This is a genomic window from Leifsonia sp. Root1293, assembly GCF_001425325.1.
In the GTDB taxonomy this organism is placed as follows: Bacteria; Actinomycetota; Actinomycetes; order Actinomycetales; family Microbacteriaceae; genus Orlajensenia.
The window spans coordinates 843,158-866,443 of sequence record NZ_LMEH01000002.1 but is presented as its reverse complement, the minus strand read 5'-3'; the positions used below and the strand labels follow the sequence as shown (position 1 = coordinate 866,443).

The window sequence follows — 23,286 nt, the reverse complement described above, 5'->3', positions numbered from 1 at the left end:
TCGCCATCGACCCGCATCCGCTCACCGGATGTCACGCCGTCGCCCAGCGACGGGTGGCGTCACTTGTTGACGGTGAAGCCCTGACCGTTGCCGTAGTCGACGAGCTGCTTCTGCCACTCGGCGAGACCGTCGTTCAGGTCGCCCTTGTTCGCGTAGGACTGTCCGACCGTGTCGCCGAAGATGCTGTTCGCGTAGACCTGGAACGGCAGGTACTGCCACCCGGTCGGAACGTTCTTCGCGGCGTCGGTGAGCACCTCGTTGATCTTCTGGCCGCCGAAGTACTCGGGGGCCTCGGCGAGGAACTCGTCGGAGTTGAGGTCGGCCGTCGTGGCGGGGAAGCCACCCTTCTCGAGGAAGACCTTGATCGACTCCGGGTCGTTGTTCAGCCACTTGAGGAATGCGGCGGCGAGGGCCGGGTTCTTCGACTGCTTGATCACGGCCTGTCCGCCGCCGCCGTTCTCGGCCGAGACGGGCGTGCCGTCGTAGGTCGGGATCGGAGCGACCCGCCAGTCACCGGAGGCGTCGGGAACGCTGCCCTCGAGCACGCCGGGCATCCAGGCGCCCGTGATGAGCGTCGCGATGGTGCCGTCGCCGAGGCCCTTGTACCACTCGTCGCTCCAGCCGGGGATGTCGGAGAGCAGTCCGCCGTCGATGAGACGGTTCCAGTTGTCCGCCCACTTCTTGCTTCCGGCGTCGGCGAGGTCGATGGTCACGTCGGTGCCGTCGGCTTGGAACGGCTGGCCGCCCGCCTGCCAGATCATGCTGGTGGCGAAGCCGGAGTCGCCGGTGTCGGAGGTGATGTACTTCGTCGGGTCGGCGGCGTGCAGCTTCTCGGCCGCGGCGACGTACTCGTCCCACGTGGTGGGCACCTCGATGCCGTACTGGTCGAAGACGGTCTTGTTGTAGAACATCGACATGGGGCCGGAGTCCTGCGGAAGACCGAAGACCTTGTCACCCGAGGTGACGGATCCCCAGGTCGACGCGGAGTAGTCGTCCTTCAGGTCGCCGAATCCGTACTGCGAGAGATCGACGAGCGACTCGGACAGCGAGAACTGCGGGATGGCGTAGTACTCGATCTGCGCGACGTCGGGAGCACCGGAGCCGGCCTTGATCGCGTTCTGGAGCTTGGTGTACTCGTCGGTGTTGGTTCCCGCGTTGACGAGCTTCACGTCGACCTTCGGGTAGGCCTTCTCGAAGGCGGCGACCTGGGCCTCTGCCGAGGGGGTCCAGCTCCAGTACGTGATGGTTCCACCCTTCTCGAGGGCCGCGTCGAGGTCGGATGCCGAGCCGGAGCCTCCGGACGAACCGGAGTCTGCCGAGCAGCCGACGAGGGCCGCACTGATGGCCGCGACGGCGACGATCGCTGCTGCGCTCCGACGGATGCCGGAGCTGCTGCGCTTGATGGTCATGGTGTTCCTTTCACTTCCTTGTAAACGGTTCCGGCGCAGGACGCCCCGGGTGAGAGTGGTGCTGTATCTCGCAAGTGCGTGCCTCTCGAACACTCACTTGACGCTTCCGGCGCTCAGCCCCGACTGCCAGAAACGCTGCAGGACGAGGAAGGCGGCGACGATGGGGAGGATCGTGAGCAGGGAGCCCGTGATCACCAGGTTGTAGATGGGCTGCGCCGCGACACCCGTCGCCTGCGCGTTCCACTGGTTGAGTCCGACGGTGAGCGGGAACCAGGCCGGATCACTCAGCATGATGAGCGGCAGGAAGTAGTTGTTCCAGGTCGCGACCACAGCGAAGAGCAGCACGGTGACGATGCCGGGCGCGAGCAGCCGGATCGAGATGGTGAAGAAGGTGCGGAACTCGCCGGCTCCATCGATCCGCGCCGCCTCGAGGAGTTCGGTCGGGATGGACTCCGCCGCGTAGACCCAGATCAGGTAGAGGCCGAACGGGCTGATGAGCGACGGGATGATGATCGCCCACGGGGTGTTGGTGAGACCCAGCTGGCTGAACATCAGGAAGGTCGGCACGGCGAGGGCCGTTCCGGGAATCGCGATGGCACCCAGCACCACGGCGAACACCGCGCGGCGACCCGGGAACCGGTACTTCGCCAGGCCGTAGCCCGCGACCGTCGCCAGCAGGGTGGCGCCACCGGCGCCGACGACCACGTAGAGCAGGGTGTTGCCGAGCCAGCGCACGAAGATGCCGTTGTTGTAGCTGAGCGTCTGCGCGATGTTGTCGAAGAGGGCGAAGTCGTTGCCGAACCAGAGGCCGAAGGTCGAGAACAAGTCGGGCTGGGTCTTGGTCGCGTTGATCACGAGCCACACCAGCGGCACGAGCGTGTAGACCACGAAGAGGAGCATCAGCAGCGTGAGTGCGATGGACTTCCGCGAGCGGGGACGCGAGTTGTCCTTGCTGCGCACGTAGGCGGGGGCGGTCATCGGTCTTCCTTCCGCGAGCCGCGGAGTTGCACGACGTAGGCGATCACCGCGGTGATCACGCCCATGACGATCGCCACCGTGGCCGAGTAGTTGAACTGCTGACCGGCGAAGGAGAGGTTGTAGGCGTACATGTTGGGCGTGAAGTAGCTCGTGATGATGTTCGGCGCCAATGGCTTGAGGATGTTCGGCTCGTTGAAGAGCTGGAAGCTTCCGATGATGGAGAAGATGGCGGCGATCACGATCGCGCCGCGGAGGGCGGGGATCTTGATCCCGGTGATCACCCGGAACGGTCCGGCGCCGTCGAGCTCGGCCGCCTCGTAGAGCTCCGTGGGGATCGTCCTCAGGGCGGCGTAGAAGATGAGCATGTTGTAGCCCACGAACTCCCACGTCACGATGTTGCCGATGGCCGGGAGGATCCACTCGCGGGTGAACGGCGTGATGACCTCGGAGCCGAGGAAGTCGTTGATGTTGGCGGCGAGGCCGAAGTTGCCGCCGTAGATGAAGCCCCACATCAGAACCGCCACCACGGCCGGCACGGCGTAGGGCAGGAAGATCACGATGCGGAAGAAGCCCGTGGCGTGCAGGCGCGCGCTGTCGATGGCCATCGCGGCGGCCAGGGCGAGCACGAGCATGATCGGAACCTGGATCACCAGGAAGAGCAGCACCCGCAGGAACGCCTCCCAGAACTTGCCGTCGGAGAGGACGAGGAGGTAGTTCTCGAAGCCGACGAAGGCGTTGCCGCCCACCAACTGCTCGCGGAACAGGCTCAGGTACACGGCGTAGATCACCGGGGCGATGAACACCAGGAGGAACACGGCCATGAACGGGCCCACGAAGGCCCAGCCGCGCCAGTCTCGGCGGGCCTTGCGGCTCGGTCGCGGGATCGGAAGTCCCTGCTGTCGTGACAACGTCGTCATTTCACTCTTTCGTGGAGAACCCATGTTTACGTCAACATGTGGTGCTGGGAACAGTAGCATGTTGACGTAACCATCACAAAGGAGACCAATGACGGCCACCGATGAGACCGGCGCCGTCGAGGCGACCCGACGACGCGGCCCGTCGATGGCCGACGTCGCCCGCGAGGCCGGGGTGTCTGGCCAGACGGTGTCGCGGGTGTCGACAGGGCGCCCCAACGTCGACGCCGAGACGCGCCGGCGCGTGCTCGAGGCGATGCAGAAGCTCGGCTACAGGCCGAACAGCGCCGCCAGGGCGCTCCGCTCCGGCCGCTTCCGCACCATCGGCGTGATCATGTTCACCCTGTCGTCGTACGGCAACATGCGCACCCTCGACGCCATCGCCGTCACCGCGGCATCCGCCGGCTACTCGATCACCCTCCTCCCCGTGCAGCACCTGACCCAGGGCGAGGTGTCCGTCGCCTTCGGCCGCCTCAGTGAGCAGGCCGTCGACGGGATCATCATCATCATCGAGGCCCACCTGCTCGACGATGCCGACATCACGCTTCCGCCCGGACTGCCCGTCGTCGTCGTCGACTCCAGCGCCCGCTACCCCTACCCGGTCGTCGACACCGACCAGGCGCAGGGCGCCCGCATCGCCACGGAGCACCTGCTCGACCTCGGCCACCGGACCGTCCAGCACATCTCCGGCCCACTGGGCTCCTTCTCGGCGGGGCGGCGTCGGGACTCGTGGGCCGAGACCCTCCGCGCTCGCGGGGCAGCCGTTCCCGAGGTGATCGTGGGCGACTGGTCGACGGATGCCGGCTACAGGGCCGGGCTCGACCTCGCCGACGATCCGGAGGTGACCGCCATCTTCGCCGCCAACGATCAGATGGCGCTCGGCGTCATCCGCGCCCTGCACGAGCGCGGCGTCGCCGTGCCAGGCCAGGTGAGCGTCGTCGGCTTCGACGACATGGAGGAGGCGGGCAGCTTCTGGCCGCCCCTCACCACGGTGCACCAGCACTTCGACGAGGTGGGCCGGCTGAGTGTCAGCCAGCTGCTCGACGAGATCGACGGCGTCCTGCCGGAGGACCTCACGGTGAGGGTGCAGACCGAGCTCGTCGTGCGCGCCAGCACCGGCCCGGTCGGGCCACCACGGTCGCGCTAGTCGACGATCATCCCGGCCGTGAGGTTGGCGATGACCCCTGTCATGGAGCGCGCACGATCTGAGGCTGCGAATGCCAGGTACTCGGCGACCTCGTCCAGCAGCGGCAGCCTGTCGAGGAGGGTGTTCCCTGCCAGCCCGGCCAGCCATTCGGCTCGGGGCGTGGCAGTCAGTGCTGCGATGCGGCCGAACATCTCCCCGGTGTACGAGGTGCCGATGGCGTCGAGCAACGCATTCGGGCGCACGCACACCACCCGCACTCCGGCCGGACCGAGTTCACCGGCGAGCGCCCTGGAGAAGCCCTCGAGCCCGGCGCTCTGGGCGGCGTTCCCGATGAGGCCCGGCCCCGTGAGCCGTGCGCCCGGCGTGGAGATCGTCAGGATCACGCCGCTCCCCTGCGACGCCATGTGCCGCGCGGCCGCCTTCGCCGTGACGAAGTTGGTCTGCAGGTATCCCGTGATCGGATGCAGGTAGTCGGCGAGCGCCGCGTCGCCGATGGCGAGCCCCTGCACGTGGTCGAATCCCACGGCGTTCAGAGCCACGTCGATGCCGCCCTGCGCCCGGACGACGGCATCGACATGGTCGTCGACCGCGGCCTGGTCCATGGCGTCCACCACGGCGATCTCGACCGAACCCCTATCGGCTCGGATCGAGGATGCCGCAGCCTCCAGCCGAGGGAGGCTGCGCCCCGCGAGGAAGACTTGCGCGCCCTCTCGGGCGAAGACCCGCGCCGCGGCGGAACCGATCGATCCCCCGCCGCCGTGGATCACGGCGACCTTGCCCTCCAGCAACATGCGACGTCCTTTCATTCACCCTTTTGGGTGAATATACTCCGGCATCCCGCCGCACGTCAAGGAATGCGGGCGAGGAATGGCACACGAGACCGGTGCTGGAGGGCTGGACAGCCGCGGCCGTGCTGATCGAGGATGGAACGGTGCGCCGGCGCACGAGGCTCCGGCGACGACGGAAGGACGCATCCGTGGGCATCATCGTTGCGAACATGTTCATCACCCTCGACGGGGTCTACCAGGGTCCCGGCGGAGCGGATGAGGACACCTCGGACGGCTTCCGGTTCGGCGGCTGGCAGGCGCCGGTGTCCGACGACGAGGCCGGTGCGGCCATCGGCGCCGAGATCGAGCGCATCGACGCCCTGCTTCTCGGCCGCAGGACCTACGACATCTTCGCCGAGTACTGGCCCCGCCAGAGCGACGACATCGGCGGCGTGCTGAATCGCGTGCCCAAGTTCGTCGTCTCGAGCACTCTGACCGATCCCACCTGGGAGGGAACGACGGTGCTCCCGGATGCCGCTGCCGCCGGGCGTCTCCGAGACGACTACGACGAGGTGCACATGTTCGGCAGTGGCGCCCTCATCCGGTCGCTCCTCGCCGAGGACGTGCTCGATCGCCTCCACCTCTACCTGTATCCGCTCACCCTGGGTCAGGGCAAGCGCCTGTTCGACGACGGCACCATCCCGGCGACCTTCCGGCTGAGAGAGCCCGCTCGCACCTTCCCCAAGGGCGGCGTCTCGCTCGTCTACGAGCGTGCCGGCGAGGTCGAGCTCGAGGACATGTAGGCCCGGCGCCGTGGCGATCGACGTGCGACCGGCCACCCGGTTCGCCGATGTGCGCACCATGGTGGGCCCGAAGCGCCCCGACGCCAATGTGTGCTGGTGCCTGAGCTATCGCATCCCCTCGAAGGAGAACCTCGCCCTTTCCGGCACCGCACGCGGTGAGCGCGTGAACGGGCTCTGCCGCGAGGATCCGCCGCCGGGAGTCCTCGCCTACGACGACGAGGAGGTCGTCGGCTGGGCCGGCGTGCACCCCCGGGCAGACACGACCTTCGCCACCAACCGCAGGATCCCGCACGTCGACGACCTCGACGTCTGGTCGGTGTGGTGCATCCGGGTGCGCCCCGGGCACCGAGGGCATGGGGTCTCCCACACCCTCCTCGACGGCGCCGTGGCGTTCGCGCGCGACCACGGCGCGCCTGCGATCGAGGGCTACCCCGTCGACAACGGGGGCGAGAAGGTCGATCTCACCATGGCCTACGTCGGCACCCGCTCACTGTTCGAGAGGGCGGGGTTCCGCAAGGCAGCAGACACCACGAGCGTGCTGAACGGCTTCCCGCGCGTGATCATGCGGCTCGACCTGAGCTGAGCTGAGCTGGTCTGTGCTGGTCAGGGCTGGTCAGCCGACCGGCTCGACGGCGAGCGCATCGAGCACCGGCCGGCTCGGCACGAAGTAGGTGGAGCCCGTGAGCGCAGTGGAGAAGTCGAGCAGGCGGTCGTAGGCACCGGCCGGGAACCCGATGAACATGCGCCGGAGCATGCGATCGATGGTCTGCGGAGACCGGGCGTAGCCGGTGAAGTAGGTGCCGAACTCGCCGGCACCGGGCTGCCCGAACGGCATGTTGTCGCGCAGGATGCCGTGCTCGGTGCCGTCGGGGTCCGTGATGGTCGCGAGCGTCTTGTGAGCGGATTGGGTGCCGGCCGGCGCATCGTCGAGCTCGACGTTGTCGGCCTTGGTGCGCCCCATGATCGCCTCCTGCTGCTCGGTCGAGAGACCCCGCCAGCCGGCCATGTCGTGCACGTACTTCTGCACGGTCACGTAGCTGCCGCCGCTGTAGCCGGCATCCTCGTCCCCGATGATGACGTCGTCGAGAAGCTCGCCGCCGACGGGGTTGGCCGTGCCGTCGACGAAGCCGAGCAGGTCCCTGGCGTCGAAGTACCGGAACCCCGTCACCTCATCGGCCACGTCGACGCCCCCGTCGAGTGCCGCCAGCAGCAGGCGCTCGAATTCGAAGCACAGGTCGAACCGATCGGCGCGGATGTGGAAGAACAGGTCACCTGGGGTGGAGACCGCTGTGTGCACCGGCCCGGCGATGGGCGTGAACGGGCGCAATTGAGCCGGCGGCGGAGAGCTGCTGAGTCTCGGCCAGGCGGCGGCTCCGATGCCGACCACGCAACTGAGCTTGGCGTCGAGGTCGCGGAAGCCGACGCTCTTCACCAGGTCGGCGATGCCGGTGACGGCGTCGCGCGCCACGTCGGCTGCGGCATCCCCGTCGCGGATGGTGACGACGAGGAAAATGGCCGAGCGCGTGAGCGGTGCGAGCACGCTCTGGGCCTCGATCGGAACACGATCGCCGGAGGGTTCGGTCACGGTCGCGTGGCTCAGTAGTCCTCTCTCCCTTCCCTCAGCAGGCGAAGCTCGTCTTCTGTGCCCTGCCATGCCATGAGGGCGCCATCGAGTTGAGCGCGCAGCCACGTGGGGTCGAGGTCGTTCGGTTCGATCAGTGCGAGCTGCTGCATCCGTTCGGTCGCAGATCCGTTCAGGTCGTCCATTGCTTCGCCTTTCGTCCGGAGGCTCGGCCGCGACCGGGCCGGCACGCCGCCGGGTGCCGCCGCGGGCGGCCATCACGCTCATCCAAGCAGGTTCCGGGGATTCGCGGAACGATCGGTTCCGGCCGCGCCGGGTGGGTTCACACGCTTGTAACCGCGATCTCAGCTCGCGCCAGACGCGGCCCGGGGTCGGCCGAAGGGACGAGCCGATCCGACCAGCCGGCCGATGCGGCCGAGAACCGCAGGGCGCGACGATCGAGCCATGACCGAAACCATCGACACCGTGGCCACTCGTCCGCTGCCGCGGCGCCGCCCCGAGTGGCTCGCTCCCACGGGGCTCATCGCCCTCAGCCTCGTCCCGATCCTCGCCGGGTCGATGCGGCTCTCCCAACTCGGCAGCGGGGCCGCGGTCACGGCCGAGAACGCGCGCTTCTTCGACTCACCCGTTCCGGTGATCGTGCACATCGTGAGCTCGAGCGTGTTCCTGGTGCTCGGCGCCCTCCAATTCGCGCCCTCGTTGCGGCGGCGCCGCTGGCATCGCATCGCCGGTCGGATCGTCGCACCTGCCGGCGTGCTCTCGGCTCTGTCCGCGCTGTGGATGACCCTGTTCTACTCGATGCCGGCGAATTACGGGCCGATCCTGTTCGTTCTCCGGGTGGTGCTCGCCGTCGCGATGGTCGGGGCGATCGTCTACGCGGTCCTCGCGATCCGTCGCGGGGACGTGCGCACCCACAGCGCGTGGATGACCAGGGCCTACGCCATCGGCCTCGGGGCCGGGACCCAGGTCTTCGTCTTCCTCCCGTGGACGCTGCTGCTCGGCGAGCCCGATCAGCTGGCGTACTCGCTGCTCATGGGCGCCGGATGGGCCATCAACCTCGCCGTGGCCGAGGTCGTGATCCGGCGTCGTGCACTCACTGGCGGCGGGCGAGCCCGTACCTTCGGCCGATCCACGCCGCTCACGACCCCTCTATCCTGAGGGCATGACCAGCCCTGTCCGCGCGCTCTGGCAGGAGCCGGCGGCATACCCACCTCCGCCGCTCCGGGTGTGGCGGGACTGGGTGCTCGTGGCGATCCTCCCGCCGCTCGCGCTCGTCGAGGCAGCGCTCCGCCGCGAGGTCACCGCGGGCTGGGTGTGGGCCATCGCGCTCGTCGTCCTGGTTCCGACGCTGCTCTGGCGGCGGCGGCATCCGCTCGGCATGCTCGCGGTCGCGTTCGGAACCGGCACTGTCTGGAGCCTCGTCACCAACGGCGAACCCCAACTGTTCACGACGGCGTACTTCCTCATCCTCGTCTACGCCGTGATGCGCTGGGGCAGCGGGCGGGCCATGGTTCTCGGCGGACTGCTCCTCGTGGCGGGCATCCTCTCATCGTTCCTGTTCGAGCCACCGACCGTGTCTGATGTGATCGGGTCGATCGCCGTCGTCGTCACGACGAGCACACTGGGGCTGGCGTTCAGGCTGCGGGCATCGGCCCGGGCTCGCGAGTTCGACCGGATGCGATCGCTCGAGCGGGAACGACTCGCCCGCGACCTGCACGACACTGTCGCCCACCACGTGTCTGCGATCGCCATCCAGGCGCAGGGCGGACTCGCGGTCGCCGCCATCGACCCCGCAGCGGCCGTCGGAGTGCTCAGGGTGATCGAGGGCGAGGCCTCTCGCACGCTCGACGAGATGCGGTCGATGGTGCGGATCCTCCGCCACGACGATGCCGTCGACCTCGTCCCCGTCGCCGGCCTCGACGAGTTGTCGCGGCTGGCGCACGTCGACGGAGACGGCCCCGCCCTCGCCGTGCACACCACGGGTCCCGCCGATTCGGTGCCGCCAGCCATCGGCGCTGCGGTGTACCGCATCGCGCAGGAGGCCGTCACGAACGCCCGTCGGCACGCGGTCGGCGCCACCAGGCTCGACGTCGACGTGTCCATCGATGCCTCCGGGATCCGGCTCGAGGTGCGCGACGACGGCATCGGGGCGGCGCCAGCGGTGCCCGGATACGGGATGACCGGCATGGCAGAGCGCGCCGCGTTGCTCGGCGGCACCTGCGAGGCCGGTCCTCTGCCCGGCGGCGGCTGGGCCGTGGAGGCCGTTCTTCCCCGGGCGGGGTGGTCGGCATGACGGTGCGCGTTCTCATCGCCGACGACCAGGAACTGGTGCGCACGGGCCTGCGCATGATCCTCGACTCCCAACCGGGAATCGAGGTCGTCGCCGAGGCATCCGACGGGGCACAGGCCGTGGCGCTCGCGCGGGAGCTCAGGCCCGACGTCTGCCTCATGGACATCCGGATGCCGGTGCTCGACGGCATCGCGGCGACCACGATGCTCGCCGGACCGGGCGTTGCCGACCCGATCCCCGTCGTGGTGGTCACGACCTTCGACCTCGACGAGTACGTCTACGCCGCGCTCCGGGCCGGCGCCCGCGGGTTCCTGCTCAAGAACGCCGGACCCGTCCTCCTCGCCGAGGCCGTGCATGCCGCCGCCCGCGGCGACGCCCTCATCGACCCGAACGTCACCGTGCGCCTCCTCGAGACCTTCGCTCCGACGACCCGGGCTTGGGCGACCGAGCCGGCGAGCCCCATCACCGATCGCGAGCAGGCGGTGCTGGGCGCCGTCGCCCGCGGTCTCGGCAATGCCGAGATCGGCCGGGAGCTGCACATCTCGCTGAGCACGGTCAAGACGCATATCGCGAGCCTCATGCTGAAGCTGGAGGTGCGCAACCGCGTCGAGCTCGCGATCTGGGAGTACGAGCACCGACGCTGACACCGACCGCGCGGGATGCCGCCGTCAAGCCCACGGCGCGGCCGTGCTGCGCCACCTAGGCTGAGCGGCGTGCTGAGCGGATTCCTGTCGGGCGTTGCCCTGTTGCTGCGCGGTTTCGGTGTCTGGCGCCGCAACCCGGGCGTGATGCTGCTCGGGCTCGTGCCGGCGCTCATCGTCTTCGTCTTCGTCGTGGGCGCCCTCGTGGCCCTCGGGTTCAGCCTGGCGCCGCTCATCGACTGGGCGACCCCCTTCGCCGATTCCTGGGAGGAGTCGTGGGCGACGGCGCTGCGCCTCACCCTCGGTGCCATCACCCTGGGAGCCGCCGGCCTGTTGGCCGCGGTCACGTTCACCGCGCTCACCCTCGCGATCGGCGACCCGTTCTACGAGCGCATCTGGCGCTCCGTCGAGCTCGAGCTGGGCGGCGAGATCCCCGATCGCGGCGCCGGCGTCTGGCAGGCGGTCCGGGACTCGACCGCTCTCATAGTGCTCGGCGTGCTCTCCTCGCTCGTCGTCGTGGTCGTCGGCTTCCTCCCGGTCGTCGGCGCCGTGGCGGCTCCGGTGCTCGGCGTCGTCCTCTCCGGCCGTCTGCTCGCCCGCGAGCTCACGTCGCGTGCCTTCGAGGCGCGCGGCCTCACTCCGACCGAGCGCCGCGCCGTGCTCCGCCCGCACCGCGCCCGGATGCTCGGCTTCGGCGTCGCCACCCAGCTGCTGTTCCTCATCCCGCTCGGCGCCGTGTTCACCATGCCCGCCGCCGTGGCGGGCTCGACGATGCTGGCGCGCGAAGCGCTCGACGCTGCGCCGGCGCCCCAGCCCGAAAACAGGATGAGCCGCCCGATGCGCCCCTGAGGGACGCCATCGGGCGGCTCATCCTGTTTTCTTGCGACGCCGCCTGCGGCTGTGCGGCTAGGCCGCCTGCGCCAGGCCTGCGGATGCCGTCACGACGACGGCCCCGTCGCGGGCGTCGACGTGCACGGCGCCACCGTCACCCACTGACCCGTCCACGAACAGGTCGGCGATGCGGTCGTCGACCTCGCGCTGGATGAGGCGGCGCAGCGGCCGCGCTCCGTACTCGGGCTCGTAGCCGTGCTCGGCGAGCCAGTCGATGGCGGCATCCGTCACCTCGATGCTCACCTCGCGGGCGGCCAGGCGGGCGGAGGTCGCACCCAGCAGGAGCGACACGATCTCGCGCAGCTGCGGCTGGTCCAGCTTGCGGAACAGCACGATCTCGTCGATGCGGTTGAGGAACTCGGGCCGCATCGCCTCGCGTAGCTTGCCCATCACGCGGTTCTTCAGGTCCTGCTCGGAGCTGAAGCCCGACGCATCCGTACCCGCCACGAAGCCGAGGGCACCGGAACGCGACGCGAGGAACTCGCTGCCGATGTTCGAGGTCATGATGACCACGGTGTTCCGGAAGTCGATGCGCCTGCCCTGGCCGTCGGTCAGATGACCGTCGTCGAGCACCTGCAGCAGCAGGTTGAACACATCGGGGTGCGCCTTCTCGATCTCGTCGAACAGCACGATCGAGTACGGGTTGCGCCGCACGCGCTCCGTGAGCTGTCCCGCCTCGTCGTAGCCGACGTATCCGGGAGGGGCACCGACGAGACGCGACACCGTGTGACGCTCGCCGAACTCGCTCATGTCGAAGCGGATGACGGCACTCTCGTCGGCGAACAACGAGGTCGCGAGCGACTTGGCCAGCTCGGTCTTGCCCACGCCGGTCGGTCCGAGGAACAGGAAGCTGCCCACGGGACGGTTGGCGTCGCCCATGCCCGTACGGTTGCGGCGCACGGCCTTCGCGACGGCCGTGACGGCGTCGTTCTGTCCGATGACGCGCGAGTGCAGCTCGGTCTCGAGCACGGCCAGACGGTCGCGCTCGCCCTCGGTGAGGCGGTTGACCGGGATGCCGGTCGCCCGTGAGATGACCGCCGCGATCTCGGCCTCGTCGATGACGGCGCTCGCAGACGCCCGTACGGAGTCGGCAGCAGAGGCGACCTCGTCGAGCTTGACCTGCACTGCCGAGATCTCGTCGCGGATCCGCGACGCCTCCTCGTAGTGCTCAGCGCTCACGGCCGAGTTCTTCGACGCCTCGAGCTCGGCGAGCCGGGCCTGGAGGGCGGACACGTCGACCTTCGCCCCGAGGCGCAGGCGCAGACGCGCTCCGGCCTGGTCGATGAGGTCGATCGCCTTGTCGGGCAGCACCCGGTCGGTGAGGTAGCGCGCCGAGAGCTCGACCGATGCGCGCAGGGCGGCATCCGTGTAGCTCACAGCATGGTGCTCCTCGTAGGCCGGCTTGAGCCCGTGCATGATGAGCACGGCATCCTCGATGGACGGCTCGCCAACCCGCACCGGCTGGAAGCGGCGCTCGAGGGCCGGGTCCTTCTCGATGGTGCGGTACTCCTTCAGCGTGGTCGCACCGATGAGGTGCAGCTCTCCACGCGCGAGGCGGGGCTTCAGGATGTTGCCTGCGTCCATGCCTTCGCCCGCTCCACCGGCTCCGACCACGCTGTGCACCTCGTCGATGAACACGATGATCTCGGTCTTGTGGGCCGCGATCTCGTCCATGGTCTTGGTGAGGCGCTCCTCGAAGTCACCGCGGTAGCGGGTTCCTGCCAGCATCGCGGGCAGGTCGAGGGAGATGACGCGCTTGTCGCGCAGCTGCTCGGGAACACTGCCCTCGACGATCGCGCTGGCGAGACCCTCGACGATCGCGGTCTTGCCGACGCCGGCCTCGCCGACCAGCACGGGGTTGTTCTTGGTACGACGGCTGAGGATCTCGATGGTCTGCTCGATCTCGTCTGAGCGCCCGATCACGGGGTCGAGCTCCCCACCCTCGGCGAGGGCGGTGAGGTCGGTGCCGAACTTGTCGAGCATCGGGGTGTCGGACTCCGCGGCCGCGCCACCCTCGGCATCCGTGCCGTCGAAGCCGGTCTCGTCTCCGACGGTCTCGCGCATGCCCTGGGTGAGGGCATCGGCGGTGACGCCGGCGTTCGCCAGCACCTGGCCGGCGGGCGTGTCCTGGTTGAGCACGAGCGCGAAGAACAGGTGCTCCGGCTCGATGTAGGTGGACCCTGAGGCGCGAGCCACCTGGTAGGCGTGGAACAGGGCGCGCTGGGCCGAGTTCGTGATGGTCGCCGCGTTGACGGATGCCTCACCCGACGCCTGCGGCAGCCGCTTCTCGGCGGCCGTGGCGATGGCGGATGGGTCGACTCCGAGCCGCCTGACGGCGTCCTTGGCGGCATCCTCCGCGATGATGATGCGCAGGATGTGGAGTGCGTCGAGCTCGTTCTGGCCGCGCTCGAGCGCGAACCGACCTGCCTGCTGCAGGATCTCCTGCGTGCGCGCGGTCAGGAACCGGCTCAGGTCGATCGATCGAGGCGTGTTCGCGCGGGCGCGCTCGCCATCGAGGTAGCGGGCCAGGAACTCGTCGAACGAGTTGCCGGAATCGCCGTTCTGGGGTGTGAAATCGTCGGGCACGGGACCTCCTGGATGAAACTTGAGTGCCTTGCACTCAACTTCAACGCGGAGGGGGCGTGGGTATTCCCGCATCATTCGAGATTGCTCGGCGACGCGGGAATCGACGCGGACGGGGACCTGCGCGAGGCATCTCCCGCCCGCCCATAGGATCGCCCCATGCCCGCTGCCGCCATCGCCCTCTGCGTCATCCTCGGTGCGCTCGCCGTGTTCCAGCTCGCCTTGATCCTCGGTGCGCCCATCGGTCGCTTCGCCTGGGGCGGACAGCACCGAGTACTCCCCGCGAAGCTGCGCATCGGCAGCGCTGTGGCCATCGTCATCTACGCGGTGATCGGCATCCTGGCGCTGGATCGCGCCTCCGTCGTCGATGTCGTTCCCGACGTGGTGTCGACCATCGGCATGTGGGTGGCGTTCGGCTACTTCGTGCTGGGAATCCCGATGAACGCGATCTCGCGCAGCAGGCCGGAGCGCTTCACCATGACACCGGTCGTGGCGGTGCTCGCTGTCCTCAGCCTCCTCGTCGCCCTGGGCTGACGCAACAGGGTTCGCACGCGACCGGGCGCCCATCTCAGGGAAACGAGCCCGCGAATGCAAGCCCCTTCTCGCCGTGTGGAGGCGAGCGTAGCTTCGCGCCATGAGGATCGATGAACGCGCCCACGCCCGATGTGCAGCAGAGACCGACCGCACGACGGACGTCTGGGGTCGGCGCACGCCGCACGACATCCTGACGAGCTGGCCCGTGCGCGTCGACACCCAGTTCGCCGAGGGGATCGAGGAAGCGGATGTCGACCGCTGGGTGCAGTCGGCCTGCGTGCTGTGCAGCAACGGATGCGGCTGCGACATCGCCGTCAAGGACGGCCGCATGGTCGGCATCCGGGGCCGAGCCGATGACTCGATCAACAGGGGCAGGCTCGGACCGAAAGGTCTCCTCGCCAGCTGGCAGGGCATGGACAATCCGGATCGGCTGACCCAGCCGCTGATCCGCAGGAACGGCGAGCTGCAACCCGCGAGCTGGGACGAGGCGATGCAGGCCATCGTCGAGCGCAGCAGTTCGCTGCTGGAGAGCGCGGGCCCGCTCTCGCACGGCTTCTACACCAGCGGCCAGCTCTTCCTCGAGGAGTACTACGCACTCGCCGTCATCGGCAAGGCCGGCATCGGAACCCCGCACATGGACGGCAACACCAGGCTCTGCACTGCGACAGCGGCGACGGCCCTGAAGGAGACCTTCGGCGCCGACGGCCAGCCGGGCTGCTACGAGGACATCGACGACTGCGACGCCCTGTTCCTGTTCGGGCACAACATGGCGGCGACGCAGACGGTGCTCTGGGCCCGCGTGCTCGATCGACTCGACGGCGAGCACCCACCGAAGCTCGTGGTGGTCGACCCGCGGATGACGCCGGTCGCTCGCCGCGCCGACGTTCACCTGCCCGTGCTTCCCGGCACCAATCTGGCGCTCATGCACGCCCTCGTGAACGAGCTGCTGACGCACGGCTGGGTCGACGACGCCTTCATCGCCGAGCACACGATCGGGCTCGATGAGGTGCGCTCCGTCGTCGCGGAGTGGACTCCGGAACGTGCCGCAGAGACCTGCGGTGTGAGCGCGGACGACATCCGCCGCGCAGCCGAGATCTTCGGAACGAGCACGCGCGTCCTCTCCACGGTGTTGCAGGGCTTCTACCAGGCCGCCCAGGCCACGGCATCCGCATGCCAGGTCAACAACCTGCATCTGCTGCGCGGCATGATCGGGCGGGAAGGCTGCGGCATCCTCCAGATGAACGGTCAGCCGACCGCGCAGAACAACCGCGAATGCGGGGCGGACGGCGACCTCCCTGGCTTCCGCAACTGGGACAACCCGGACCATGTGGCCGAGCTGGCGAAGCTGTGGGGCGTCGATGACCTGGTCATCCCGCACTGGGCTCCGCCGACCCACGCCATGCAGCTGTTCCGCTACGCCGAGCAGGGCTCCATCCGGTTCCTCTGGATCTCGGCGACCAATCCGGCCGTCTCGCTGCCCGAGCTCAGGCGCATCAGGGAGATCCTCGCTCGAGCGGAGCTCTTCGTCGTCGTCCAGGACCTGTACCTGACGGAGACGGCGCGCCTGGCCGACGTTGTGCTGCCCGCTGCCGGATGGGGCGAGAAGACGGGCACCTTCACCAACGCCACGCGCACCGTGCACCTGTCGGAGAAGGCCGTCGATCCGCCCGGTGATGCGCGATCCGACTTCGACATCTTCCTCGACTACGCCGCCAGGATGGGCTTCCGGCGCGACGACGGACGCCCGCTCCTCGACTGGACAGACCCCGAGGACGCCTATCGGGCGTGGCAGGACTGCTCCCGGGGCAGGCCGTGCGACTACACCGGCATCAGCTACGACGACCTGCGTGCTCGGAGCGGCATCCGCTGGCCGCGGACCGAAGGCCAGGTCGCGAGCGTCGATCGCCTATACGCCGATGCCGACTTCCCGTCCCGACCCGACTACTGCGAGAGCTATGGCCACGACCTCCTGACCGGAGCGAGCAGGACGGCGGAGCAGTTCCGGGCCTCTGCGCCGAACGGCCGGGCCATCCTCAAGACCGCCGAATACACCGGACCGCACGAGCCGCCGGACTCCGAATACCCGTTCCGGTTCACCACCGGTCGCTCGACGTTCCACTTCCACACCCGCACGAAGACGGCGCACAGTCCGGAACTCGACGCCCGGGCCCCGGAGGTCTGGGTGGAGCTGGCGGAGGCGGATGCACGAGCGGCCGGACTGGTCGATGGCGAGATGGTGCGGGTGAGCTCGCGACGGGGCAGCATCGTGGCCGAACTGCGCATCACCGGCATCCGCTCCGGCACCGTCTTCGCCCCCTTCCACTACGGCTACTGGGACGCCCCGGAGGGCGCCGAGACGCGGCATCCGACGGCGGCGAACGAACTGACCATCACGGAATGGGACCCGGTCTCGAAGCAGCCCGTCTTCAAGACGGCCGCGGTGCGGGTCGAGCGGCTGGAGGAGAGCTCATGATGCTTCCCGTGTACATCGGGCTGCTCGTCGAGAGCGAGCGCACGCTTGCCGCGGCGTATCGGCAGGTCGCCGACGGGCATGGGGATGAACCCGACGTTCACTTCCTGTGCCTCACGCTCGCGGGCCAGTGCGACGGCCAGGTGGCCGCCCTGCAGCCGATGATCGACCGCTACGGCGAGTCCACCCCCGATGACGAGCCCGAGCGCCTCCATGCCGACTCCCTCGACGAGGTTCGGAGCGGCCCACTCGGGCTGCTGCGCGACCTGCAGGACCTCTACCTGCTCGCGAGCCTGCTCGACGTGACCTGGATCATGCTCGACCAGGCGGTTCAGGCGCTCCGCGACCGCGAGAGCCTCGAGGTCGTCAGGGCGGGCGAGAAGCAGACCGAGACCCAGCTGGCGTGGCTGCGCACCCGCATGAAGCAGGCGGCACCGCAGGCGCTCATCGCGGCTTCGTGAAGCCACGGCTCACAGAAGACACCAGACGGATCGACAGGAGGAATCATGAGCTCGAGTGACGTGCGCCGGCGGTCGGTCTTGGATCGGATGACGGATGCCGCCGGGCCGAGCGGCACCGCAGCCTACGTGGGGGTGCTGAGCATCGCGGTGCTGGCGGCCTGCGGGGCGATCGGTCTCGCCCTGCGATCGCCGTGGCTGTTCCCGAGCCTGGGGCCGACGGTGATGCTGATCTTCGGTTCGGCGGGAAGTCCGTCTTCCCGGCCGCTGAACGCCGCCGTCGGTCATGCCGTGGGCATCGGCGCCGGCGTGCTCTGTCTCCTCGTCTTCGGCCTCAACGGCCAGCCGTCGGCGCCCGACCAGGGGCTCACGCCCGCCTACCTCGCCGCGGCAGCCCTCTCGGTGGGCATCACGGCGTTCGTCCTGTCGGCGCTCCGCCTGCCGCATCCGCCCGCCGGTGCCACCACCATGATCATCAGCCTCGGCGTGATCGCCGATCCGACCGGAATCCTCTCGATGGCCGGAGCGCTCGCATTCACGATCATCGCGAGCTGGGGCGTGAACATGCTGCTCGGCACCCGACCGGCCGGGAACGGACGGTGAGGTGCCGAGCGGGCGACGCCGTGAGCGTCAGCTGAACTTCCGCCTGTAGATGGCGTTCGCCCAGAGGTAGGCGATCACCAGGATGCCGACGAGCCAGGCCAGGGCGACCCAGATGTCGCTGCCGACGGGCTGCCCGGCGAACAGGGCACGCGTGGTGTCGACGATCGACGTCACGGGCTGGTTCTCGGCGAACCAGGCCACCGGACCGGGCATCGACTCGGTCGGCACGAATGCCGAGCTGATGAAGGGCAGGAAGATCAACGGATAGCTGAACGCGCTCGCGCCGTCGACGGTCTTCGCCGAGAGCCCGGCGACCACGGCGAGCCACGTGAGGGCCAGGGTGAACAACACCAGGATGCCGGCGACGGCGAGCCAGGCGCCGAGATCGGCTCCGGTGCGGAACCCGAGGATCAGCCCGACGCCGATCACGATGGCGATCGACACGAGGTTCGCGACCACCGAGGTGAGCACATGCGCCCAGAGCACGCTCGACCGGGCGATCGGCATGGACTGGAAGCGCTCGAAGATGCCGCCCTGCAGGTCGAGGAAGAGCCTGTACGAGGTGTACGCGATTCCCGACGCGATGGTGATTAGCAGGATGCCCGGGAGCATGTAGTCGATGTACGACTCGTCGGATCCGGTGTCGATCGCTCCACCGAGCACGTACACGAACAGCAGCATCAGGGCGATCGGGGTGACGGCCGTGGTGATGATCGTGTCTGGGCTGCGGAGGATGTGGCGCAGCGACCTCCCGGTGAGCACACCGGTGTCGCCGATGACGTGGGTGGTCATCGCTTCTCTCCTTCTGTCTGTGCTGCCGCTGCGGCATCCGTGGTCCCGGCATCCGTGCTGCCGGCATGACCGGTCAGGGCGAGGAAGACGTCCTCGAGGGACGGCTGCTTCTCGACGTATTCGACCGTCGCCGCCGGGAGGAGGCGCTTGAGCTCGTCGAGGGTGCCGTTCTGGATGATGGTGCCCTCGTGGAGGATCGCGATGCGGTCCGCGAGGTACTCGGCCTCGTCGAGGTACTGCGTCGTGAGCAGCACCGTGGTGCCCTGGCCGGCCAGGGTCTTGACGGTCTGCCACACCTCCTTGCGCGCCTGGGGGTCGAGCCCCGTGGTCGGCTCGTCGAGGAAGATGATCGGCGGGTTGCCGATCAGGCTCATCGCGATGTCGAGCCTGCGCCGCATTCCGCCCGAGTAGGTGCCGGCCCGTCGGCTGCCGGCATCCGTCAGCGCGAATCGGGTGAGCAACTCGTCGGCGATTGCGCCCGGGTTCCTCAGGTGTCGGAGCTTCGCCACCAGCACGAGGTTCTCGCGTCCGGTGAGCACCTCGTCGACGGCGGCGAACTGGCCGGTCAGGCTGATCGACTCGCGCACGTCGCCCGCTGAGGCGACGACATCGAAGCCGTGAACGGATGCGGCACCCGCGTCGGCCTTCAGCAGGGTCGACAGGATGCGCACGAGCGTGGTCTTGCCTGCGCCGTTCGACCCGAGCAGGGCGAAGATGCTGCCGGCTGCGACATCGAAGTCGACGCCGCGCAGCACCTGCAGGTCCTTGAAGGACTTCTCGATGCCGTGCACCCTGATCGCGGGCGCGACGGCCTGGGCGGTGGTCATCTGCGATCCTTCCCCTCTGCGTCGTCGATCGCCTTGTTGAGGCGTGCGCGCTCCTTGTCGATCCACTTCTCGCCGGTGTACGCCTGGGCGAACGTCTCGGCGAACTCCGCCGGGTCATCACCGACGATGTCGCGCACGGGCGTTCCGTCGATGGCGGCTCGCTCCCACAGATCGGCGAGATCGTGGAACATCGTGATGAGGGTGTCGCCGTCGGTGATGCCGCCGTAGTACATGAGGTAGCGGTGCATCGCCTTCGCGGCGGTTCCGTACGGTTCGGCCAGGCCGTCGATGCGGGCCTTGTCCTGCTTGTACTGCTTCTTCTGCTCGAGCGAGCCCGTGAGGGTCTCGATCCACTTCGCGGCCATGGTCATTCTCCTTCGTGCTGCTGGTTGTCGGTGTGGTGCTGGTGGAGCTGCGCGATGCGTTCTGCGAGGAAGCTCCAGCTCTTCCAGAACTCGTCGAGGTACTCGCGTCCCTGTGCGTTCAGCGAGTACACCTTGCGTGGCGGACCCTTCTCCGACGGGACCTTCGTCACGTCGACGAGTCCGCGCTGCTCGATCCTGAGGAGCAGTGCATAGACGGTGCCCTCGACGATGTCGGAGAAGCCCTCGTCCCGCAGCTTCGCGGTGATCTCGTAGCCGTATGCGGGCTCGGAGGCCACGATCGCGAGCACGATGCCCTCAAGCGTGCCCTTGAGCATCTCGGTCATCTGCTGCTTGCCCACTGTGCCCTCCCTTGAACTACTCGGCGATGGTGAGTACTAGTACTCAGTGATGTTGAGTACCAGTACATAGTGACACCGAATACCGCTTCGCGCAAGTGGGATTCCGGATGCGACGGTGCTGGCCTGCGCGTAGCGTTGTGACCGCATGCCAGCGAACAGGGAGGTTCACCATGGCCGAGCTCTCACCCATCACTCCGTGCCTGTGGTTCGACGACAGGGCCCGGGAGGCGATGGAGTACTACGTGGAGGTGTTCCCGAACTCCCGCATCCGCGCGATCGAGGAGTACCCCGACGAGTCGATCGACTCTCACTTCGCCGGCATGAAGGGCAAGGTGCTGAACGGTCAGTTCACGCTGAACGGCATGGACTTCGTCTGCCTCGACGGCGGGCCCATGTTCACGTTCTCCGAGTCGATCTCGTTCGTGGTGAGCTGCGCCGATCAGGCCGAGATCGACCACTACTGGGCCAAGCTCTCTCACGTGCCGGCGTCGGAGCAGTGCGGTTGGTGCAAGGACCAGTTCGGCGTCAGCTGGCAGATCGTGCCGGCGAACATGAGTGACCTCACACGGACGCCGGCGCAGGTCCAGGTGATGATGAGTCAGAAGAAGATCGTGATCTCCGAGCTCGAGAACGCCTGAGGGACGCCCGCAGACGTTGTCGGCTGGTGGGCCGATCCCGTCGGCTCACTCCCCGACGTCGACCGTGTACGAGATGATCTCGGTCACTCTGCCGTCGACGAAATCATAGATGTCGCACGATGCGACGACGGAGACCTCTCCCCCGGCCTCCGTGTAGCGGGCCAGGCTGTCGACCACGACGCTGTCCTCCCCCACCACTGTGCGGAACCGCTGGAACTCCGTGGTGGCTTCGGCGAGGTCGGCGGCGGTGCCCCGGCAGAGCTTCTCCACGGCGTCGCGTCCGAGCACGGGGTCTGCACCGACCAGGCTCCAGACGACGTCGTCGGCGAGGTACGGGAGGGCATCCTCGAAGCGGTGGCTGGAGAAGGCTCGAGCGATCTCCTCCGGGGTGGCGTCCATGGTCCCGTCCTTCCTTTGCGCACGTGCGGCCGTGCGCATCACGGTAGTCCCGGTCGGCCCGGTGCGCGACTGATCTGGCGGCATCCGTCACAGAAGACATCGCCACCCGGTCTGAGCTTGGTGAAGGCAGCGGAATCACCGCTAGCCATGACGGAAGGAACCCGCTCATGAAGATCGTCGTCATCGGAGGCACCGGCCTCGTCGGATCCCAGGTCGTGCAGCACCTCGCCGAGCACGGTCACGACGCGATTCCCGCGTCGCCGAACTCCGGAGTGAACACCATCACCGGTGAGGGCCTCGCCGAGGTGCTCGTCGGCGCGAACGTCGTCGTCGACGTGTCGAACTCGCCCTCGTTCGCGGATGCCGATGTGCTCGAGTTCTTCACGACCTCGACGGGCAACCTGATCGCCGCCGAACGAGAGGCCGGAGTCACCCATCACGTCGCCCTGTCCATCGTCGGAGCAGAGCGCCTTCCCGACAGCGGATATTTGCGGGCCAAGGTGGCCCAGGAGAAGCTCATCGAGGAGTCGGGCCTGCCCTTCTCCATCGTGCGCGCGACCCAGTTCTACGAGTTCATGGGACGCATCGCCGACGCGGCGACGGTCGACGGCGTCGCACGGGTGTCGACGGGGATCATGCAGCCGATCGCTGCAGCGGATGTCGCGATCGACGTGGCGAGGGTCGCCGCGAACGAACCGCTGAACGGCACGATCGAGATCGCCGGCCCCGAGCGCCTCGGCCAGGACGAGCTCGTCCGCACCGTGCTCGCGGCCGCCGGCGACTCCAGGGACGTCGTCTCGGATCCCGAGGCCCAGTACTTCGGCACGACGCTCTCGGGAGACGAGCTGAGCGCCGGGCCGGACGCACGACTGGCGACGACCTCGTTCGGCCAGTGGCTCGACGCCCAGTCGCAGGCCTCAGGCGGCACTGCCCAGCCTGCTGCGGCGCGGTAGCCGATCATGCGCATCGCGGTCATCGGCGGCACCGGCCTCATCGGAACCCGACTCGTCTCGCTGCTTCGCGCCGGCGGTCACGACGTCATCGCGGCATCCCGGGCCACGGGCGTCAACTCCTACACCGGCGAGGGTCTCGCGGAGGCGCTCACGGGAGTCGAGACAGTGGTGGACGTGTCGAACTCCGGTTACCTCGACGAACGCGAGGCGAACGAATTCTTCTACGGATCGACGCTGAATCTGCTCACCTACGGGGCGGCGGCAGGGGTCGCTCACCACGTCGTGCTGTCCGTCGTCGGCACCGACAGGCTCGCACGCACCGAGGGCGGCTACTTCGCCGCGAAGGCAGCGCAGGAGCGACTGGTGCGGGCATCCGGTCGGCCGTTCTCCCTCGTTCACGCGACGCAGTTCTTCGAGTTCATCCAGAGCATCGCGGATGCCGCCTTCGTGCGCGGCGCGGTTCGTGTGTCCGACGCCCTCATCCAGCCGATGGCGGCGGATGACGTCGCTGCCGCGACGGCCGCCGTCGCCCTCGGCGGGCCGGTGAACGGGACGACCGAGTTCGCCGGCCCCGAGCGATTCCGGCTCGCGGAGATCGTGCGGCGGGGGCTGGCCATCAGACAGGACTCGCGCGAGGTCGTGGCCGATCCGCTGGCGCAGTACTTCGGCACGAGGCTCGAGGAGGATGAGCTGCTGCCGGGGCCGGGAGCGACCCTGGCCACGACGCGGTTCGTCGACTGGTTGGCGGGGACGCCGGCGGCGGTGTCGTCAGCGGGGGTGTCGTCGGCGCCCTCGACTGTCGCCTCGGCCTGACCGGCACGCCCCCGGGCGACTCGGGATGTTAGTGTCGCAGCGCGAGGACGCCAGCGCCTCTGACCGATCC

Annotated in this window: 26 protein-coding genes; 14 read left to right on the top strand and 12 right to left on the bottom strand. The window is 68.5% G+C overall.

Annotated features, from left to right (window positions below):
• Positions 1 to 59 precede the first annotated feature (59 nt).
• From ASC59_RS15900 to ASC59_RS15890, 3 genes are all read right to left on the bottom strand, one after another.
• Positions 60 to 1,409 carry an ABC transporter substrate-binding protein gene (locus ASC59_RS15900; protein WP_055824896.1) on the bottom strand — a complete coding sequence of 450 codons (1,350 nt, stop codon included), beginning with the start codon at positions 1,407 to 1,409 and terminating at the stop codon, positions 60 to 62.
• Between the two features lie 93 nt (positions 1,410 to 1,502).
• The gene (locus tag ASC59_RS15895; RefSeq protein WP_055824894.1) at positions 1,503 to 2,387 is read right to left on the bottom strand and encodes a carbohydrate ABC transporter permease; all 885 of its coding nucleotides are present in this window, start codon (positions 2,385 to 2,387) and stop codon (positions 1,503 to 1,505) included.
• Positions 2,384 to 3,304, bottom strand: a complete 921-nt coding sequence (locus ASC59_RS15890) for a carbohydrate ABC transporter permease (RefSeq protein ID WP_055824891.1) — start codon at positions 3,302 to 3,304, stop codon at positions 2,384 to 2,386. Before ASC59_RS15890 ends, ASC59_RS15895 begins: the two co-directional genes overlap by 4 nt.
• 88 nt (positions 3,305 to 3,392) lie before the next feature.
• Between ASC59_RS15890 and ASC59_RS15885 the strand changes: the two genes are divergently transcribed.
• Positions 3,393 to 4,448: a LacI family DNA-binding transcriptional regulator gene (locus ASC59_RS15885; protein WP_055824889.1), complete on the top strand. Its 1,056-nt coding sequence runs from the start codon at positions 3,393 to 3,395 to the stop codon at positions 4,446 to 4,448.
• Here ASC59_RS15885 and ASC59_RS15880 read toward each other — a convergent pair.
• A complete protein-coding gene (locus ASC59_RS15880) occupies positions 4,445 to 5,239 on the bottom strand; it encodes an SDR family NAD(P)-dependent oxidoreductase (RefSeq protein WP_055824888.1) in 795 nt (264 codons plus the stop codon). The genes ASC59_RS15885 and ASC59_RS15880 overlap by 4 nt on opposite strands.
• Before the next feature lie 185 nt (positions 5,240 to 5,424).
• On the opposite strand from ASC59_RS15880, the gene ASC59_RS15875 reads away from it, so the two are divergent.
• The gene (locus ASC59_RS15875) at positions 5,425 to 6,018 is read left to right on the top strand and encodes a dihydrofolate reductase family protein (RefSeq protein ID WP_055825809.1); all 594 of its coding nucleotides are present in this window, start codon (positions 5,425 to 5,427) and stop codon (positions 6,016 to 6,018) included.
• A gap of 10 nt (positions 6,019 to 6,028) precedes the next feature.
• Positions 6,029 to 6,601 (top strand): GNAT family N-acetyltransferase, encoded by a 573-nt coding sequence (locus ASC59_RS15870; protein ID WP_055824886.1) that lies wholly within the window; start codon positions 6,029 to 6,031, stop codon positions 6,599 to 6,601.
• A 30-nt stretch (positions 6,602 to 6,631) separates the two neighbouring features.
• On the opposite strand, the gene ASC59_RS15865 is transcribed toward ASC59_RS15870, so the two are convergent.
• Together ASC59_RS15865 and ASC59_RS17315 are read right to left on the bottom strand one after the other, a co-directional pair.
• Complete coding sequence (locus ASC59_RS15865; RefSeq protein ID WP_055824884.1) at positions 6,632 to 7,603, bottom strand: Dyp-type peroxidase; 972 nt, start codon at positions 7,601 to 7,603, stop codon at positions 6,632 to 6,634.
• Positions 7,604 to 7,614: 11 nt separating this feature from the next.
• Entirely contained in the window at positions 7,615 to 7,785 is a 171-nt protein-coding gene (locus ASC59_RS17315) for a hypothetical protein (RefSeq protein WP_157488188.1), read from the bottom strand.
• Positions 7,786 to 8,044: 259 nt separating this feature from the next.
• Here ASC59_RS17315 and ASC59_RS15860 point away from each other — a divergent pair, with 259 nt between their 5' ends.
• The 4 genes from ASC59_RS15860 to ASC59_RS15845 all read left to right on the top strand — a co-directional run bounded on the left by ASC59_RS15860 (position 8,045) and on the right by ASC59_RS15845 (position 11,380).
• Complete coding sequence (locus ASC59_RS15860; protein ID WP_055824882.1) at positions 8,045 to 8,758, top strand: DUF2306 domain-containing protein; 714 nt, start codon at positions 8,045 to 8,047, stop codon at positions 8,756 to 8,758.
• Between the two features lie 4 nt (positions 8,759 to 8,762).
• Positions 8,763 to 9,893, top strand: coding sequence for a histidine kinase (locus ASC59_RS15855; RefSeq protein WP_055824880.1), 1,131 nt, complete (start codon positions 8,763 to 8,765; stop codon positions 9,891 to 9,893).
• Positions 9,890 to 10,534 carry a response regulator gene (locus tag ASC59_RS15850; RefSeq protein WP_055825806.1) on the top strand — a complete coding sequence of 215 codons (645 nt, stop codon included), beginning with the start codon at positions 9,890 to 9,892 and terminating at the stop codon, positions 10,532 to 10,534. Before ASC59_RS15855 ends, ASC59_RS15850 begins: the two co-directional genes overlap by 4 nt.
• A gap of 69 nt (positions 10,535 to 10,603) precedes the next feature.
• Positions 10,604 to 11,380, top strand: coding sequence for an EI24 domain-containing protein (locus ASC59_RS15845; RefSeq protein ID WP_235492757.1), 777 nt, complete (start codon positions 10,604 to 10,606; stop codon positions 11,378 to 11,380).
• Between the two features lie 57 nt (positions 11,381 to 11,437).
• On the opposite strand, the gene ASC59_RS15840 is transcribed toward ASC59_RS15845, so the two are convergent.
• The gene (locus ASC59_RS15840) at positions 11,438 to 14,008 is read right to left on the bottom strand and encodes an ATP-dependent Clp protease ATP-binding subunit (RefSeq protein WP_055824878.1); all 2,571 of its coding nucleotides are present in this window, start codon (positions 14,006 to 14,008) and stop codon (positions 11,438 to 11,440) included.
• Between the two features lie 156 nt (positions 14,009 to 14,164).
• On the opposite strand from ASC59_RS15840, the gene ASC59_RS15835 reads away from it, so the two are divergent.
• From ASC59_RS15835 to ASC59_RS15820, 4 genes are all read left to right on the top strand, one after another.
• On the top strand, positions 14,165 to 14,539 hold the full coding sequence (locus ASC59_RS15835) for a hypothetical protein (RefSeq protein WP_055824876.1): 375 nt from the start codon (positions 14,165 to 14,167) through the stop codon (positions 14,537 to 14,539).
• 100 nt (positions 14,540 to 14,639) lie between these two features.
• Positions 14,640 to 17,012: a molybdopterin oxidoreductase family protein gene (locus ASC59_RS15830; RefSeq protein WP_055824874.1), complete on the top strand. Its 2,373-nt coding sequence runs from the start codon at positions 14,640 to 14,642 to the stop codon at positions 17,010 to 17,012.
• Complete coding sequence (locus tag ASC59_RS15825; RefSeq protein ID WP_055824871.1) at positions 17,009 to 17,470, top strand: hypothetical protein; 462 nt, start codon at positions 17,009 to 17,011, stop codon at positions 17,468 to 17,470. The genes ASC59_RS15830 and ASC59_RS15825 overlap by 4 nt, the downstream gene beginning before the upstream one ends.
• Positions 17,471 to 17,515: 45 nt before the next feature.
• Positions 17,516 to 18,070 (top strand): HPP family protein, encoded by a 555-nt coding sequence (locus ASC59_RS15820; protein ID WP_235492756.1) that lies wholly within the window; start codon positions 17,516 to 17,518, stop codon positions 18,068 to 18,070.
• 27 nt (positions 18,071 to 18,097) lie between these two features.
• On the opposite strand, the gene ASC59_RS15815 is transcribed toward ASC59_RS15820, so the two are convergent.
• From ASC59_RS15815 to ASC59_RS15800, 4 genes are read right to left on the bottom strand one after another with little or no spacing between them, the layout of a single operon-like run.
• Entirely contained in the window at positions 18,098 to 18,862 is a 765-nt protein-coding gene (locus ASC59_RS15815; RefSeq protein ID WP_055824869.1) for an ABC transporter permease, read from the bottom strand.
• Positions 18,859 to 19,689, bottom strand: a complete 831-nt coding sequence (locus tag ASC59_RS15810; RefSeq protein ID WP_055824867.1) for an ABC transporter ATP-binding protein — start codon at positions 19,687 to 19,689, stop codon at positions 18,859 to 18,861. The genes ASC59_RS15815 and ASC59_RS15810 overlap by 4 nt, the downstream gene beginning before the upstream one ends.
• Positions 19,686 to 20,054: a DUF1048 domain-containing protein gene (locus ASC59_RS15805; protein ID WP_055824865.1), complete on the bottom strand. Its 369-nt coding sequence runs from the start codon at positions 20,052 to 20,054 to the stop codon at positions 19,686 to 19,688. The genes ASC59_RS15810 and ASC59_RS15805 overlap by 4 nt, the downstream gene beginning before the upstream one ends.
• A 2-nt stretch (positions 20,055 to 20,056) precedes the next feature.
• A complete protein-coding gene (locus ASC59_RS15800) occupies positions 20,057 to 20,413 on the bottom strand; it encodes a PadR family transcriptional regulator (protein ID WP_055824863.1) in 357 nt (118 codons plus the stop codon).
• 170 nt (positions 20,414 to 20,583) lie between these two features.
• Between ASC59_RS15800 and ASC59_RS15795 the strand changes: the two genes are divergently transcribed.
• Positions 20,584 to 21,051, top strand: a complete 468-nt coding sequence (locus ASC59_RS15795) for a VOC family protein (protein WP_055824862.1) — start codon at positions 20,584 to 20,586, stop codon at positions 21,049 to 21,051.
• A 45-nt stretch (positions 21,052 to 21,096) separates the two neighbouring features.
• Here ASC59_RS15795 and ASC59_RS15790 read toward each other — a convergent pair whose 3' ends face one another.
• Positions 21,097 to 21,450 (bottom strand): nuclear transport factor 2 family protein, encoded by a 354-nt coding sequence (locus ASC59_RS15790; RefSeq protein ID WP_055824860.1) that lies wholly within the window; start codon positions 21,448 to 21,450, stop codon positions 21,097 to 21,099.
• 167 nt (positions 21,451 to 21,617) lie between these two features.
• Between ASC59_RS15790 and ASC59_RS15785 the strand changes: the two genes are divergently transcribed.
• Positions 21,618 to 22,403, top strand: a complete 786-nt coding sequence (locus tag ASC59_RS15785) for an SDR family oxidoreductase (RefSeq protein WP_055824858.1) — start codon at positions 21,618 to 21,620, stop codon at positions 22,401 to 22,403.
• Positions 22,404 to 22,409: 6 nt separating this feature from the next.
• The gene (locus ASC59_RS15780) at positions 22,410 to 23,216 is read left to right on the top strand and encodes an SDR family oxidoreductase (RefSeq protein ID WP_055824856.1); all 807 of its coding nucleotides are present in this window, start codon (positions 22,410 to 22,412) and stop codon (positions 23,214 to 23,216) included.
• Positions 23,217 to 23,286: the final 70 nt, after the last annotated feature.

Coding starts and splice junctions, on each gene's coding strand:
- ASC59_RS15900 (WP_055824896.1), bottom strand. CDS start 1,409: ATGACCATCAAGCGCAGCAGCTCCGGCATCCGTCGGAGCGCAGCAGCG.
- ASC59_RS15895 (WP_055824894.1), bottom strand. CDS start 2,387: ATGACCGCCCCCGCCTACGTGCGCAGCAAGGACAACTCGCGTCCCCGC.
- ASC59_RS15890 (WP_055824891.1), bottom strand. CDS start 3,304: ATGACGACGTTGTCACGACAGCAGGGACTTCCGATCCCGCGACCGAGC.
- ASC59_RS15885 (WP_055824889.1), top strand. CDS start 3,393: ATGACGGCCACCGATGAGACCGGCGCCGTCGAGGCGACCCGACGACGC.
- ASC59_RS15880 (WP_055824888.1), bottom strand. CDS start 5,239: ATGTTGCTGGAGGGCAAGGTCGCCGTGATCCACGGCGGCGGGGGATCG.
- ASC59_RS17315 (WP_157488188.1), bottom strand. CDS start 7,785: ATGGACGACCTGAACGGATCTGCGACCGAACGGATGCAGCAGCTCGCA.
- ASC59_RS15860 (WP_055824882.1), top strand. CDS start 8,045: ATGACCGAAACCATCGACACCGTGGCCACTCGTCCGCTGCCGCGGCGC.
- ASC59_RS15855 (WP_055824880.1), top strand. CDS start 8,763: ATGACCAGCCCTGTCCGCGCGCTCTGGCAGGAGCCGGCGGCATACCCA.
- ASC59_RS15850 (WP_055825806.1), top strand. CDS start 9,890: ATGACGGTGCGCGTTCTCATCGCCGACGACCAGGAACTGGTGCGCACG.
- ASC59_RS15835 (WP_055824876.1), top strand. CDS start 14,165: ATGCCCGCTGCCGCCATCGCCCTCTGCGTCATCCTCGGTGCGCTCGCC.
- ASC59_RS15830 (WP_055824874.1), top strand. CDS start 14,640: ATGAGGATCGATGAACGCGCCCACGCCCGATGTGCAGCAGAGACCGAC.
- ASC59_RS15825 (WP_055824871.1), top strand. CDS start 17,009: ATGATGCTTCCCGTGTACATCGGGCTGCTCGTCGAGAGCGAGCGCACG.
- ASC59_RS15820 (WP_235492756.1), top strand. CDS start 17,516: ATGAGCTCGAGTGACGTGCGCCGGCGGTCGGTCTTGGATCGGATGACG.
- ASC59_RS15815 (WP_055824869.1), bottom strand. CDS start 18,862: ATGACCACCCACGTCATCGGCGACACCGGTGTGCTCACCGGGAGGTCG.
- ASC59_RS15810 (WP_055824867.1), bottom strand. CDS start 19,689: ATGACCACCGCCCAGGCCGTCGCGCCCGCGATCAGGGTGCACGGCATC.
- ASC59_RS15805 (WP_055824865.1), bottom strand. CDS start 20,054: ATGGCCGCGAAGTGGATCGAGACCCTCACGGGCTCGCTCGAGCAGAAG.
- ASC59_RS15795 (WP_055824862.1), top strand. CDS start 20,584: ATGGCCGAGCTCTCACCCATCACTCCGTGCCTGTGGTTCGACGACAGG.
- ASC59_RS15790 (WP_055824860.1), bottom strand. CDS start 21,450: ATGGACGCCACCCCGGAGGAGATCGCTCGAGCCTTCTCCAGCCACCGC.
- ASC59_RS15785 (WP_055824858.1), top strand. CDS start 21,618: ATGAAGATCGTCGTCATCGGAGGCACCGGCCTCGTCGGATCCCAGGTC.
- ASC59_RS15780 (WP_055824856.1), top strand. CDS start 22,410: ATGCGCATCGCGGTCATCGGCGGCACCGGCCTCATCGGAACCCGACTC.